Source organism: Sphingomonas phyllosphaerae, from assembly GCF_036946485.1.
In the GTDB taxonomy this organism is placed as follows: Bacteria; Pseudomonadota; Alphaproteobacteria; order Sphingomonadales; family Sphingomonadaceae; genus Sphingomonas; species Sphingomonas phyllosphaerae_E.
The window spans coordinates 876604-890884 of sequence record NZ_JAQIJA010000005.1 but is presented as its reverse complement, the minus strand read 5'-3'; the positions used below and the strand labels follow the sequence as shown (position 1 = coordinate 890884).

At 67.8% G+C, this 14281-nt stretch carries 12 protein-coding genes; 8 read left to right on the top strand and 4 right to left on the bottom strand.

Translation table 11 applies throughout. From position 1 onward, the window contains the following. Window positions 1-103: 103 nt before the first annotated feature. The 8 genes from sucC (at window position 104) to PGN16_RS12820 (ending at window position 7570) form a co-directional block, all read left to right on the top strand. Window positions 104-1303 (top strand): ADP-forming succinate--CoA ligase subunit beta, encoded by a 1200-nt coding sequence (sucC, locus tag PGN16_RS12855; RefSeq protein ID WP_335309790.1) that lies wholly within the window; start codon window positions 104-106, stop codon window positions 1301-1303. 249 nt (window positions 1304-1552) lie between these two features. Then, window positions 1553-2302 (top strand): electron transfer flavoprotein subunit beta/FixA family protein, encoded by a 750-nt coding sequence (locus PGN16_RS12850; protein WP_335309789.1) that lies wholly within the window; start codon window positions 1553-1555, stop codon window positions 2300-2302. A gap of 156 nt (window positions 2303-2458) precedes the next feature. Then, window positions 2459-3388: an electron transfer flavoprotein subunit alpha/FixB family protein gene (locus tag PGN16_RS12845; protein ID WP_335309788.1), complete on the top strand. Its 930-nt coding sequence runs from the start codon at window positions 2459-2461 to the stop codon at window positions 3386-3388. 297 nt (window positions 3389-3685) lie between these two features. Next, window positions 3686-4360 carry a phytanoyl-CoA dioxygenase family protein gene (locus tag PGN16_RS12840; RefSeq protein WP_335309787.1) on the top strand — a complete coding sequence of 225 codons (675 nt, stop codon included), beginning with the start codon at window positions 3686-3688 and terminating at the stop codon, window positions 4358-4360. Window positions 4361-4400: 40 nt separating this feature from the next. Continuing rightward, complete coding sequence (locus tag PGN16_RS12835; protein WP_335309786.1) at window positions 4401-5048, top strand: peptidylprolyl isomerase; 648 nt, start codon at window positions 4401-4403, stop codon at window positions 5046-5048. Window positions 5049-5053: 5 nt separating this feature from the next. Beyond that, a complete protein-coding gene (gene ung, locus PGN16_RS12830; RefSeq protein ID WP_335309785.1) occupies window positions 5054-5755 on the top strand; it encodes a uracil-DNA glycosylase in 702 nt (233 codons plus the stop codon). Window positions 5756-6032: 277 nt separating this feature from the next. After that, the gene (locus PGN16_RS12825) at window positions 6033-6614 is read left to right on the top strand and encodes a TIGR00730 family Rossman fold protein (RefSeq protein WP_335309784.1); all 582 of its coding nucleotides are present in this window, start codon (window positions 6033-6035) and stop codon (window positions 6612-6614) included. Next, window positions 6611-7570 carry a phytoene/squalene synthase family protein gene (locus PGN16_RS12820; RefSeq protein WP_335309783.1) on the top strand — a complete coding sequence of 320 codons (960 nt, stop codon included), beginning with the start codon at window positions 6611-6613 and terminating at the stop codon, window positions 7568-7570. The genes PGN16_RS12825 and PGN16_RS12820 overlap by 4 nt, the downstream gene beginning before the upstream one ends. Window positions 7571-7637: 67 nt before the next feature. Here PGN16_RS12820 and PGN16_RS12815 read toward each other — a convergent pair whose 3' ends face one another. The 4 genes from PGN16_RS12815 to PGN16_RS12800 form a co-directional block, all read right to left on the bottom strand. Further along, window positions 7638-9101: a tryptophan halogenase family protein gene (locus PGN16_RS12815; protein WP_335309782.1), complete on the bottom strand. Its 1464-nt coding sequence runs from the start codon at window positions 9099-9101 to the stop codon at window positions 7638-7640. Further along, entirely contained in the window at window positions 9098-10123 is a 1026-nt protein-coding gene (locus tag PGN16_RS12810) for a cupin-like domain-containing protein (protein WP_335309781.1), read from the bottom strand. Before PGN16_RS12810 ends, PGN16_RS12815 begins: the two co-directional genes overlap by 4 nt. Beyond that, window positions 10120-10821, bottom strand: a complete 702-nt coding sequence (locus PGN16_RS12805; protein ID WP_335309780.1) for a SapC family protein — start codon at window positions 10819-10821, stop codon at window positions 10120-10122. The genes PGN16_RS12810 and PGN16_RS12805 overlap by 4 nt, the downstream gene beginning before the upstream one ends. Before the next feature lie 73 nt (window positions 10822-10894). After that, entirely contained in the window at window positions 10895-14074 is a 3180-nt protein-coding gene (locus PGN16_RS12800) for a TonB-dependent receptor (protein ID WP_335309779.1), read from the bottom strand. Window positions 14075-14281 lie beyond the last annotated feature (207 nt).

The window sequence follows — 14281 nt, the reverse complement described above, 5'->3', positions numbered from 1 at the left end:
TATTGCAATTGCATCGCAACTGCGGAACGATAAAAGGTGGATTTGCGCGCGCCCCTGTGCTTTAGGCTGCCGCGATTTTATCGCTGCACCTGGGAGAGCCCCCGTGAACATCCACGAATATCAGGCCAAGGAACTGCTCGCAAAATTCGGCGTGCCCGTACCCGCCGGCTATGCCGCGATGAGCGTGGATGAGGCGGTCGAGGTCTCGAAGAAGCTGCCGGGGCCGCTCTACGTCGTCAAGGCGCAGATCCACGCCGGCGGCCGCGGCAAGGGCAAGTTCAAGGAACTTCCCGAGGGCAGCAAGGGCGGCGTCCGCCTCGCCAAGACCGAGGACGAGGTGCGCCACGCCGCGACCGAGATGCTCGGCAACACGCTGGTGACGATCCAGACCGGCGAGGCCGGCAAGCAGGTCAACCGCCTGTACGTCACCGACGGCGTCGACATCGCGAAGGAATTCTACCTCGCGCTGCTCGTCAACCGCGCCACCGGCCGCATCTCGTTCGTCGCCTCGACCGAGGGTGGCGTGGACATCGAGACGGTCGCGCATGACACGCCCGAGAAGATCCACTCGATCGACGTCGACCCGGCGACCGGCTTCCAGCCGCACCACGGCCGCGCGGTCGCGGGCGCGCTCGAACTGACCGGCGACCTCGCCAAGCAGGCGGCGAACGTCGCCGCGAAGCTCTACGACGCCTTCCTCGGCACCGACGCCGAGCAGATCGAGATCAACCCGCTCGCCGTCACCGACGACGGCAAGCTGATGGTGCTCGACGCCAAGGTCGGCTTCGACGGCAACGCCATGTTCCGCCACAAGGACATCGCCGAGCTGCGCGACGAGACCGAGGAGGACGCCGCCGAGCTGGAAGCGTCGAAGTACGACCTCGCCTATATCAAGCTGGATGGCGACATCGGCTGTATGGTCAACGGCGCCGGGCTGGCGATGGCGACGATGGACATCATCAAGCTGAACGGCATGTTCCCCGCCAACTTCCTCGACGTCGGCGGCGGCGCGAGCAAGGAGAAGGTGACGGCGGCGTTCAAGATCATTCTCGCCGATCCGGCGGTGAAGGGCATCCTCGTCAACATTTTCGGCGGGATCATGAAGTGCGACATCATCGCCGAGGGCATCGTCGCCGCGGCGAAGGAAGTGAACCTGTCGGTGCCGCTCGTCGTGCGCCTCGAGGGCACGAACGTCGACAAGGGCAAGGAAATCCTGTCGAACTCGGGTCTCGCGATCGTCCCCGCCAACGATCTGGGCGATGCCGCGCAGAAGATCGTCGCCGAGGTCAAGAAGGTCGCCTGACGCGCGCCGCGGTTACCGCGGACGCTTTGAAGACTCGCGGGGGCGGGGTCGGCATGCCGGCCTCGCCCTTCGCACATCGGGCGTCACGCCGCGGCCCCGCACATCGCGATGGACATCTGGGCGGCCTGACGCTTTATCGCTGTATCGCAGAGGATGCCGGCCGTTCGCGACCCGGCCGCATCCGGCCGCTCACTTGATGTTTACGTAAACGTCAGGTAGCAGCCCGGACAGATTGAGGAGGGTAGCGCAATGAAGGTGCTGGTGCCGGTCAAGCGCGTGCTTGACTATAATGTGAAGCCCCGCGTGAAGGCGGACGGCTCGGGCGTCGATCTCGCCAACGTCAAGATGAGCATGAACCCCTTCGACGAGATCGCGGTCGAGGAAGCGATCCGCCTGAAGGAAAAGGGCGCGCTCACCGAGATCGTCGTCGTCTCGATCGGCGAGCCCAAGGCGCAGGACACGCTGCGCACCGCGCTGGCGATGGGCGCCGACCGCGCGATCCTCGTCACTTCGGAGACCAAGGTCGAGCCGCTGGGCGTCGCCAAGCTGCTCGCCAAGATCGTCGAGGAGGAACAACCGAGCCTCGTGATCCTCGGCAAGCAGGCGATCGACGACGACAACAACCAGACCGGGCAGATGCTCGCCGGGCTGCTCGGTTGGGGCCAGGGGACGTTCGCGTCGAAGGTCGAGCTGGCCGCCGACAGCGTCACTGTCACCCGCGAGGTCGACGGCGGGCTGGAGACCGACACCTTCAAGCTACCGGCGATCGTCACCACCGACCTGCGCCTCAACGAACCGCGCTACGCCTCGCTGCCCAACATCATGAAGGCCAAGTCGAAGCCGCTCGCGACCAAGACCGCCGCGGACTTCGGCGTCGACGTGACGCCGCGGCTGACCGTGGTCAGCGTCGCCGAGCCGGCCAAGCGCATGGCGGGCGTCAAGGTCGCCGATGTCGACGAGCTGGTGAACCGGCTGAAGTCGATGGGCATCGCGAAGTAAAGGCTGCCGTCACAGGTATTCCGTTCGCCCTGAGGAGAGGCTGAGCCTGTCGAAGCCTCGTCTCGAAGGGCATGTGCTTCGAGACGGCATTTCGACAAGCTCAATGCCTCCTCAGCACGAACGGAGCGGGTGAGCGGATCGGGAAGGAAACGGATCATGAAGACTCTGGTTTGGGTCGAACACGACGGATCGACCGTCAAGGACGCCACGCTCTCCGCGGTCACCGCCGCGGCGAAGCTGGGCGAGGTGCATCTGCTCGTCGCGGGGCAAGGCGTCGGCGCGGTCGCCGAGGCGGCGGCTAAGATCGCGGGCGTTGGCAAGGTGCATGTCGCCGACGACGCGGCCTATGCGCACCAGCTCGCCGAGAATGTCGCGCCACTGGTCGTCGAGCTGATGGGGCATCACGATGCCTTCGTCGCGCCCGCCACCACCACCGGCAAGGCGGTCGCCCCGCGCGTCGCCGCGCTGCTCGACGTCATGCAGATCAGCGACGTGCTGTCGGTCGAGGGCGAGGATACGTTCACCCGCCCGATCTACGCCGGCAATGCGATCGCGACCGTCAAGACGACGGACGCGAAGAAGGTCCTCACCGTCCGCGGCACCGCCTTCGAGAAGGCCGCCGCCGAGGGTGGCTCGGGCACCGTCGAAGCGGTCGCCACGACGGGCGACAAGGGCCTGTCGACCTTCGTCAATCAGGAGATTGCGGCCTCGACGCGTCCCGAGCTGACCAGCGCGAAGGTGATCGTCTCGGGCGGCCGCGCGCTTGGTTCGGGCGAGAAGTTCCACGAATTGATCGAGCCGCTCGCCGACAAGCTCGGCGCGGGTGTCGGCGCGAGCCGCGCGGCGGTCGACGCGGGCTATGTGCCGAACGACTATCAGGTCGGGCAGACCGGCAAGATCGTCGCGCCGGAAGTGTATGTCGCGGTCGGTATCTCGGGCGCGATCCAGCATCTCGCGGGCATGAAGGACTCCAAGACGATCATCGCGATCAACAAGGACGAGGACGCGCCGATCTTCCAGGTCGCGGACCTCGGGCTGGTCGGCGACCTGTTCAAGGTGGTGCCGGAGCTGACGGAGAAGCTGTAAGGCGGAAGGCGGGCAAGCTGCCCGCCGGTGCAGCAAGCGCAGCAACGCTGCATCCGCCGACACGGCCGGCGGCGCCGCAGCGCCGTCCGACGACGCGGGATTTACTCCCGCGTCGTGGCCGCGGGGGAGATCGGCACTTCTCTGCACGTCGCCCCGGACTTGATCCGGGGCCCCGCTCCCTCGCAGGCCGCGCAGAGAAAGCGGGATCCCGGATCAAGTCCGGGATGACGGTGAGGAGGAGCGTCGATCCACGCCCCGACGCTCGCAATGACGAAGGTGGCTTGGTACCCCCGACCAATGAGCGCCACCCCGCCCCTCGACTGGCCCCGCGACGGTGCGACCCACCACCCAGCCGCCGCCGCCGAACTCCTCCCGGCACTCCACCAGCTCGCCGCCAACCTCCCGCAGGAGCGCGCCGGCCTCCGCCTTCACGGGCACCCCGCACTGCCCCTGCTCCTCCCCACCGGTCCCATCCACAACATCGCCGCTCGGCACCTCGGCCCCGCCGCGCAGCCGGTGCGCGCGGTCCTGTTCGACAAGACGCCCGCCACCAACTGTTCGCTCGGCTGGCACCAGGACCGCACGATCGCCGTCCGCGCCCGCGCCGACGTTCCCGGTTACGGCCCATGGTCGACCAAACAAGGCATCCAGCACGTCGAACCGCCCTTCGCGATCACCGAGGCGATGGTCACGCTGCGCATCCACCTCGACGACACGCCCATCGACAACGCACCCTTGCTGATCGCCCCCGGCTCGCACCGCCTCGGTCGCATCGCCGAAGACGCGATCGCCGGCACCGTCGCGCGCTGCGGCGCCGTCGCCTGCCTCGCAAACGCCGGCGATGTGTGGTGCTACGCCACCCCGATCCTCCACGCCTCCGCCGCCGCGCAGGGCGACGGACATCGTCGCGTGCTGCAGGTCGATTATGCCGCGACCGCGCTGCCCGCCCCGCTCGTCTGGCTCGGCCTCTGACGGCGTTGCGATCACGCGCATGCGTCCGTACATCCGCGCGATGCGCCGCTTCCTCCCGCTGCTCGCCCTTCTTGCCGTCGCTGCGCCCGTCACGGCGCAGCGCGCCGACCGCGCCACACCGGGCTGGGTGCGCGTCCGGCTGGAGACCGCCGACGGCCCGATCGTGCTCGCGCTCGACCAGCGCCACGCGCCGCTCACCACCGCCAATTTCCTGCGCTACGTCGACGACGGCCGCTTCGACGGCGTCAGCTTCTATCGCACCGCGCGCAGCAAGAAGCTGCCCGGCACCGGCTTCATCCAGTCGGGCATCCGCACCGACGCGCGGCGCTTCCTCGACATGATCCCGCACGAATCGACGAAGAAGACCGGCATCCGCCATCTCGACATGACGATCTCGATGGCGCGCAAGGGGCCGCCGGGGTCGGCGAACGGCAATTTCTTCATTACCGTCGGCCCGGCGGCGTACATGGACTGGAGCCCGCGCGACCCCGGCTATGCCGCGTTCGGGCGCGTCGTCGCCGGGCAGAAGACCGTCAAGCGCATCCTCGCCGAGCCGACCGGACAACAAATGAACGGCACGCTGATGCTGCGCCCGGTCGAGGTGGTGCGCGCGGTGCGGCTCGACGGCACGCCGAAGCCGACCGGCCGCCCGCGCCCGTGGCTGCTCGAACACCGCCGCGACGGCTGACGCGCGTGGACGCCCCGACGCTCGACCCGACGTGGCGCGACGCGCTCGCCGCGCCGCTCGCCAGCGAGACGATGGCCGCGCTGACCCGCTTCCTCGCCGAGGAAGAGCGCGACGGCACGGTGATCTTCCCGCCCGCCGCCGATCGCTTCCGCGCGCTCGAACTCACCGCCTTGCCCGACGTGCGCGTGGTGATCCTCGGGCAGGACCCCTATCATGGCGAGGGACAGGCGCATGGCCTGTGCTTCTCGGTCCGTCCCGGCGTGAAGCCGCCGCCCAGCCTCGCCAACATCTATCGCGAGCTGGCCACCGACTGCGGCATCGCCCAGCCGACGCACGGCTTTCTCGAACATTGGGCCCGGCAAGGCGTGCTGCTGCTCAACACCGTGCTGACGGTCGCAGAGGGCCGCGCCGCCGCGCATCGCGGTCGCGGCTGGGAGCAACTGACCGATGCGATCATCCGCGCGGTCGCGGAGCAGGACGCGCCGACCGTGTTCATGCTGTGGGGCAGCCATGCACAGGCCAAGGCCCCGCTCGTCACGGCGAGCGGCGGCGAGCGTCACCTGATCCTCACCGCGCCGCATCCCTCGCCGCTTTCCGCGTACAAGGGCTGGTTCGGCTCGGGCCATTTCAGCAAGGCCAACGCGTTTCTGGCGGCGCACGGCCGCGGCACGATCGATTGGAGCGTCCCGCCGCTCGCGTCAGCGTAACGCGCATGATGCGGGTGTCGTAGGGCTAACCTACAGTTTCGTGGGCCTACCCTACTTTCGTCGCCCCGGACTTGATCCGGGGCCCCGCTTCTTCCTGGCCTTCGATTGAAGAAGAAGTGGGATCCCGGATCAAGTCCGGGATGACGGTAAAAGGCGGCGTCACGCCTGTCGCGAAGCAATTAGGTGTAAGCCGCCCGATCGTGCATCCGAGCCGAAGCCGACGCGACTACCAACCCCGCCATTGCCCCACCCGCGCCGATCCCGTAGCGCGGACGCCATGAAGCGCCTCGCCATCTATTGCGGCTCCGCCACGCCCGCCGACCCCTTCTACCTCGATCTCGCGCGCGAGGTCGGGCACACGCTCGCCACCCGCGGGATCGGCGTCGTCTACGGCGGCGGACGGCTCGGACTGATGGGCGCGATCGCCGACGCGGCGCTGGCGGCGGGCGGCGAGGTGATCGGCGTGATCCCACAGGCGCTGGTCGATGCCGAGGTCGCGCACCGCGGCCTCACCGAACTCCACGTCGTGACGGGCATGCACCAGCGCAAGCAGATGTTCACCGATCTCGCCGACGGCTTCGTCACCCTGCCCGGCGGCACCGGCACGATGGACGAATTGTGGGAGGCGCTCAGCTGGGCGCAACTCGGCTATCATGCCGATCCGGTCGGGCTGCTCAACGCCGGCGGCTATTATGACGCGATCGTCGCCTTCTGGGAGAAAATGGGCGAGGTCGGCTTCCTACGCGCGCAGCATCGCGATCTGCTGATCGTCGACGACACGCTCGGCGGGCTGCTGGACCGGATGGCGGCGCACGTCCCGACGCAGCCGATCGTGCGCATGGCCGCCTCCGACCTGTGACCGACACGCGCGCGGCGCTGGTCGAGACCGCGCGGTTGTCGATCGCGCGCGGCTCGAAGAGCTTCGCCGCCGCGTCGAAACTGTTCGCGCCGATGGTGCGCGAGCGTGCGTGGCTGCTCTACGCCTGGTGCCGCGCCTGCGATGATCTGGTCGACGGACAGGACCATGGCCACGACCGCACGATCGTCACCGACGCACGCGCGCGGGTCGCGCGGGTGCGTGCGCTCAGTGACGCCGCGCTCGATGGCGAGCCGACGGGCGATCCGGCGTTCGACGCGCTGGGCGTCGTGGCGCGCGAAACCGGGCTGCCGCGCCGCTTCGTCCATGACGTGATCGACGGCTTCCAGCTCGACGCCGAGGATTGGCACCCGCGCAGCGAAGACGATCTCTACCGCTATTGCTACCATGTCGCGGGCGCGGTCGGATTGCTGATGGCGGTGGTGATGGGGGTGTCGCCCGACGATGACGCGACGCTCGACCGCGCCTGCGATCTCGGGCTCGCGTTCCAGCTGGCGAACATCGCGCGCGATATCGAGGAGGATGCGCGCGTCGACCGCTGCTACCTGCCCGACGATTGGCTGGTCGAAATGGACATGCCGCCGGGCGAGCATATGAAGCCGCCCTATCGCGAGCGGCTGGCGGTGCTGGCGAAGCGGCTCGCGACGCGCGCCCAGCTTCATGAGGATAGCGCCGCGATCGGCACCAAGGCGCTGTCGTTCCGCTCGGCGTGGGCGGTGCTGGCGGCCTCCGGAATCTACGGCGACATCGCGCGCGAAGTCGCGGCGCGGGGGCCGCGGGCGTGGGATCACCGCGTGACCACCTCGAAGGGCGCGAAGCTGGCGTGGATCGCGCGCGCCGGGCTCATGGCCGCCCGGCGCCAGTCGCTGCCCGACACCCCGCGCGATCCCCGCCTGTGGACGCGACCGCGCGCTGACCGTCCGTCATTGCGAGCGTAGCGAAGCAATCCAGGGTTGGACCAGCACGCGCTGAATTGCTTCGCTGCGCTCGCAATGACGCTGGTGGCTACACCCGATCCAGATACGCCTGATGCGATGGCAGCCCGCGTACCGCCCCCGCGATTTTCTCCGCCATCTGCCCCAGCGTCTGCTGCAACCGCCCCTCGGGCATCATCCGCGCCACGCGATTGTGCGCGCGCGGCGTCAGCTTCTGCCCGAGCATCACCTGCACCCATGAGGTGATCGTGAACAGCTCGTCGTTCGCCTGAAACGCCTGCGCCCCCTCGCGGAACAAGGCGATCCGCGCCGCCAGCGAGTCGGGCAGCGGCATGTCGCGCATCCGCTGCCAGAACGGCTCGTCGCGTTGGTTGAGCGTGTAATGCAGGATGATGAAGTCGCGCACGCCCTCGATCTCGCGCCGCGCCATGTCGTTGAAGCGCGCTGCTGCGGCTTCGCTCACCCCGTCGAAGGGGAAGAACTGCAACAGTCGCGTCAGCGCGATCATGATGAGATGGATGCTGGTCGATTCGAGCGGCTCGACGAACCCACCCGCCAGACTCAGCCCGACGCAATTGCGCTCCCATGCCTTCACCCGCCGCCCGGTGCGGAAGCGGATCACGCGCGGCTCGATCAGCGTCTCACCGGTCACGCTTCCCAACAGGCGCGCCTGCGCCTCGTCGTCGCTCAGATAGTCGCTGGCATAGACGATGCCGTTGCCCAGCCGGTGCTGGAGCGGGATCCGCCATTGCCACCCCGCATCATGCGCGATCGCGCGCGTATAGGGCACCGCCGGCCCGGTCGCGGTGGTCTGGACGGCAATCGCGCGGTTGGTCGGCAACCACTCGGCCCAATCCTCATAACCGACGCCCAGCGTCTCGCCGAGCAGCAGCGCGCGGAAGCCGGTGCAGTCAAGGAACAGATCGCCCGCGATCCGGGTCCCGTTCTCCATCACCAGCGCCGTTAGGTCGCCGTTTCCGCCGTCGCGCTCGACCCGCGCGATCTTGCCCTCGACGCGCGTCAGCCCATCCGTCTCGCAGCGTTCGCGCAGATAGCGGGCATAGCGCGCGGCATCGAAATGATAGGCGTAGTTGAGCCCCGCCTCCGTACCGCCCGCAAAGCGTTCGGCACGCGCGGCCTCATGCTCGACGCAATAGCGGCCGATCTCCTCGGCATTGCCTTGCGCGCGCGCCTCCAGCCAGAAATGGTGGAAATCCGCCATCCACGTCGATTGCCCGATCGACCCGAACGAATGAAAATACCGCTCGTCGGCGCGCGACCAGCCCTCGAAGGAAATGCCCAGCTTGAAGCTCGCGCCGGTCGCGCGGACGAAGTCGCGCTCATCGACTCCGATCAGTTGGTGGAAGGCGCGCACGGTCGGGATGGTCGACTCGCCGACGCCGACCGTGCCGATCTCCTCCGATTCGACCAGCGTCACGTCGACCATGCCGCCGAGCTGCCGCGTCAGCATCGCCGCCGCCAGCCACCCCGCGGTGCCGCCGCCCGCGATCACCACCCGCCGCACGCCTGTCATCGGTTCAGCTTCCTCAACAAGTCGCCGCGCAATCGCCGCGCGCGCGCATCGTCCAGCGGCGCGAGCGCACCCTGCGCGGCCTCGGGCAGATGCGCGGCCGGCCGCGCCGCATCGTCGAACACGTAATAGTCGAACAGCGCCCGCCACGCCCGCTTCTCCGCCACCGGGCGATCGCGCAGGCTGAGCAGCGCGTGGAGCAGCGTGTTCATCGGCGTGTCCATGAACGCCGCCGCATCGTTCCACCAATAGTTCACCAGCACGTTGAACGGCGCCAGCGCCTCGACATGGTGCCACCACAAGGCCGGGTAGACCGCCGCATCGCCCGGCTCCAGCTCGGCGATCTGCGCCACCTCGCGCGCCTCGGCAAAGCCCGGAAAGCGATCGAGATCGGGCGCGCGGAAATCGACCAGCGAGACCACCTGCCCGCCCGGCGTCGGCTCCAGCGGCCCGGGATAGAGGTTCGCGACCTGATCGGGCGGGAACAAAGTGAAGCGCCGCCGCCCGACCGCGCAGACCGCGATGTTGTTCGACATGTCGTAATGCGCCTGCGCGGTGGTGCGCGTCCCGATCCAGATGCTGCGCAGCACGCGCGCAAAATCGGCGCGGGCGAGCGGGTTTTCGGCGACCAGTCCGGGAAAGAACCGCTCCAGATCGGTCGAGCCGATATAGAAGGACGGCGCGCCCTCATCCCCCAGCGCCGCCAGCATCCGCGCCATATAGTCGTCGAGCGCCACCCGCTCCGCCGCGAAATCGAGCCGCGTCAGCGTGTCGTCGTAGAAGTACCGGCCGCCATGCGCGGCATCGGCGGTATATCCCACCCCCGGCTGCCCGTTGTAGAAGCGCCGCAGATAGTCGACCGCCGCACGCGGCCCCTCTTGCCCCGCCGCGACCAGCGCCCAGTCAGCGGCCAGTCCACGAACCACCACCGGCGCCCCTGCCGCGACCAGCGCCGCCAGATCGCGCGCCGCAGGATCGTCGGCCGCGATCTCGCGCACGCGTCGCTCGGTGATCGCCGTGGTCACGCGCCCTCCTTGATCGTCTTCAGCTCGACCAACCGCCCCATATTGCCGAGCGACGCGGCCGCCATCGTCGCCCCGCGCAGCAGCCCGCTGGCATGGAGCCGCTCCAGCGGCGCGCCCGACAATCCGGCGAGCGCGGCCTGATCGATCGTCAGCACGTCGTTCATCTCATAGCCGCCGGCATCGCCCAGATCGATCCGCAGCGTCACCCCGCGCAGCAACCCCGCCGCCTCCCAATCGGCATGGATCGCCCGCTCGCTCTGCGCTCCCTCCGCCAACTGCATCAGCGCGGCGCGGACATGTTCCAGATACGGCGCGTCGCCACCGTGGTCGCGGAACAGCGGAAGGCCCTCCGGTGCCCCGACGCGCGGATCGTCGCGATCGACCTGCACGACCATCTCGCCATCCGCGCCCCGCACCAGCGCGAACGGCCCCCGCCGCTGGATCGCGGGCACGAAACGCGTCGTCCAGCGATCCCCGTCGAGGAACAGATTCTCCCCGCGATCAAGCCCCAGCAGGACGAAGGCGCGGATGCCGCCGTCCTCGCCGCGCCGGAACACGATCGGGAACTCGCGCTGCGCCTCCTCGAACTCGGCCGGCATGATCGGCAGCAGATTGGCGTGATCGCCGAAGGCAGCCCCGGCGCGCACCGCGACGCGCAGGTCGGCATCATCGACGTTGTCGAGAGTCGTGAAGGTCATGGCACCCTTGTTCCAAACGAAAAGGGCCATCGCAAGCGATGACCCTTCCCGCAGCGTCGATCGTCGCGACCGATCAGAACTTGTAACGCGCGCCCAGCAGGAAGCGCGGCTTCAGTTCCTGCGCGAACACGAGGTTGCGCTCGGTCCGGCCATAGGTCCGCACGCTCTCGCTGGTCAGGTTGATCCCTTCCAGCGTGACCGCGATCTGGTCGTTGACGTCGTAGCTGATGTTGACGTCCAGCGTACCGAACGGCGCCACGAACAGCGGGTTGCGGTTGCCGCCCTGGTTGGTCGCCGCCAGATACTTGTCGCGCCAGTTGTACGCGATGCGGGCGGAGATGCCGTTCTTTTCGTAGATGCCGGTCGCGTTGGCACTGTTGCCGAGGCCGGTCAGCGCGAAGATGTTGACGGTCGGGTCGGCGTAAGGATCGACGTTCACGTCGCCGCTCACCTTGGTGAACGAGCCCGCGAAGCCGAAGCCGGTGTTGCCGAAGAAGTTCGTCCACGCCAGCTCGAAGCCGTGGATCTTCCCCTCGCGGTTGTTGATCGGCTGCGACACCGAGAAGTTGAACAGCGGATCGTTGGCATCCGACGAGATGTCGACCTGCGACAGGATCTGGTCGACGAACGTCTGCTGCAACCCGCGGCCCGCGACATAATTGGCGTTGAACTGCGTCGTCGCCGCCGCCTGATTGCCACCGTTCTGCACCAGCAGCGCGGTATAGGTGAACAGGTTGACGTCGCTCAGATCATAGCCGCTGGAGCGCAGGAACGCCGCCGCGGTGCCGGACCGCGACCCCGCCGCGCCCGAGCTGGGATCGCGCAACCCGAACAGATTCTGGTTGACGATGCCGGTACCCAGGAAGTTGGCGACGCGCTTGTCGAAGAAGCCGACCGAGACGAAGCTGGACGGCTTGTAATACCATTCCAGCGACACGTCGAAGTTATCCGACAGCAGCGGCAGCAGGTTGGCGTTGCCGGTGCTGCCGGTCGGGATGCCACCCAGCGCGGTGGGACGACCCGGCGCCCCCGCCGAGGCGGTCGCGAACAGATTGCCGTAATCCGGGCGCGCCAGCGTGCGGCTGAACGACACACGCGCCTTCACGTTGGTGATCGGCTCGATGCTGAAGTCGACCGACGGCAGCAAATTCTCGTAGCTGCCGCGCTGACGGATCGCGGTGAACACGCCGCTGGCGTCGCCGCGGAAGTCGTTGTCGGCGGTCCAGACGATGTTGTTGTACGTCTGCACCGCGTCCGAGACGACGCGGGTCTGCTCGTAGCGCGCACCGATCACCAGGTTCGCCGCCTTGCCGGCGACTTCGCCGTTCCAGGTGAACTGGCCGAACACCGACCAGATCTTCTCCTGCACGGTGTCGTCGGCCGGGGCCGACGGCGCCGGCGGCGCGCCGCGCTGCGTGTAGTACGGGCTCAGCACGTTGTAGAGGTCGATCGCATTGCCGCGGAACGCGATCAGCGACGAGCCCTCGGACGCCGGGTTGAAGTGGTCGAACTTGCAGGTCAGGCAATATTGGCTGACCAGCTCGGGTGCGAGCTGCTGAATGATGCCCGGGTTCTGGAGGCCCCAGTCGCCCAGCGTCTGCTGCGTCTGGGTCTGCGTCGAGTGCATCTTCGAGTCGGTGTACGACCCGCCGACGTCGAAGCGGCTGCCGCCGCCGAGATCCCAGCCCAGTCGTGCCTGGATCTGGTCGATCCGCTGCGTCTGGCGCGAGATGATCGTGCGCGCCGGGGCGGCGCCCAGATCACCGATGTCGAGCACGCCGTTGCAATTGCCCTTGGGCTGATCCGCGGGCGTCGCGCGATAGCAATCGTTGATGACCTGCGCCTGCTGCGGGAAGCCGGTGCTGAAGTCGAGCGAATGGCCCTGGATCACCGGCGCGCCCAGCGCGACGGTGGTCGCCGTCGTACCGTTGGGGTTATCCGGCGACGAGGTCGACACCGAATGGTGGCCGTCGACGGTCAGCGTCAGGTTCGACGCGAATTCCCACTTCGCGTTCAGGCCGACCGAGCCGAGCCGCGCCTTGGTTGCGGCCTGCTGCTGCTCGAAGCCTTCGTCCTTCGGGCTGGTCGGCAGATAGTCGCGCAGGAAGATCGCGGTCGCCATGTTCGGATTGTCGTCGAAGCGGACTTCGCTGAACGGGCGGTTGAACCAGTTCGTCTGCTCGCTGCGCGATTCACGCAGGCGGTTCTGCGCGAACAGGCTGTCGACCGTGAATTCCAGATTGTCGGTCGGCTTGAACTGCAACACGCCCTGGAAGTTGATACGCTCGCGGCGGTTTTCCGAGAACTGATAGCGGCTGTCGTTGGGCACCAGCACATACGGCGCGGTCGGACGCGTGCCGTCGATCACGGTCGTCGAGTTGATGAACGTACCCGGATTGAAGAAGTCCGCGGTCGGGATGACGTTCCAGTAGTTCGGGTTCGACTGCGCCGACGCCGAGTAGCGGAGCTGGTAGCTGCCGAACACCGCCGCGCCGAACGTGCCCTCTTCGTTACGATAGTTCAGCAGGCCCGAGACTTCGGGGGTCACGCGGTGCTTGGTGTCTTCGGACTTCTCGACCGAGGTATCGTACAGCGCCTTCGCACCGATCGACCCGGTGACGCCGGTTTCGCGCGAGTTCAGCGGCTTGCGCGTGTCGATGTTGATCGTCGCGCCGATGCCGCCGGTCGGCACCGCCGCACGGCCGGTCTTGTAGACCTCCAGCCCGCTGACGCCTTCCGACGCGATGTTCTGGAAGTCGAACGAGCGGCCGGCACCGCGCGCGAACAGATTGCCGCCGCTGGTGTCGATGTTGGTGGCGGGAAGCTGGCGACCGTTGATCGTGACGAGGTTGAACCCGCCCGAGAAGCCGCGGACCGCGACCTGCGACCCTTCGCCGTTCACGCGGTTGATCGACACGCCGGTGATGCGCTGGAGTGATTCGGCGAGGTTGGTGTCGGGGAACTTGCCGATGTCCTCGGCGCTGATCGCGTCGACCACGCCCGGCGAATCGCGCTTGATCGCGATCGCGCGGTCGAGGCTGGCGCGCACGCCGGTGACGACGATGTCGTCGGCGCCGGGCGCCGGATCCTGCCCGGTCGGCGTCGCGTCGGCCGGCTGGGCGTTCGTCGGGCTCTCGGTCGTGCTCTGGCCGCTTGTCTGCGCCATTGCGATGCCCGGCACCGCTGCCGCTACCGCGAGCGCCCACACCGACGACGAACGCGCGAGCGCGCCCATGACATGGCTTCCCTTCATCATCCCCTCCTCTGTGACGGCAACTCGCCGCCTTGTTCATGTTTGCGACATGATTGACGTTATCGCTATCAGCGCGCCCTGAGGTGTCAATCTGGGGATAGTCGTAAATGCCGGTCCACGGCTGATTTAGCGTAAAGCCGGAGATGACTGTGGCGGTTTAGCAACAGCAGCTTTCACGTGTAAGGACTGCTTTCATAAGCATCGTCG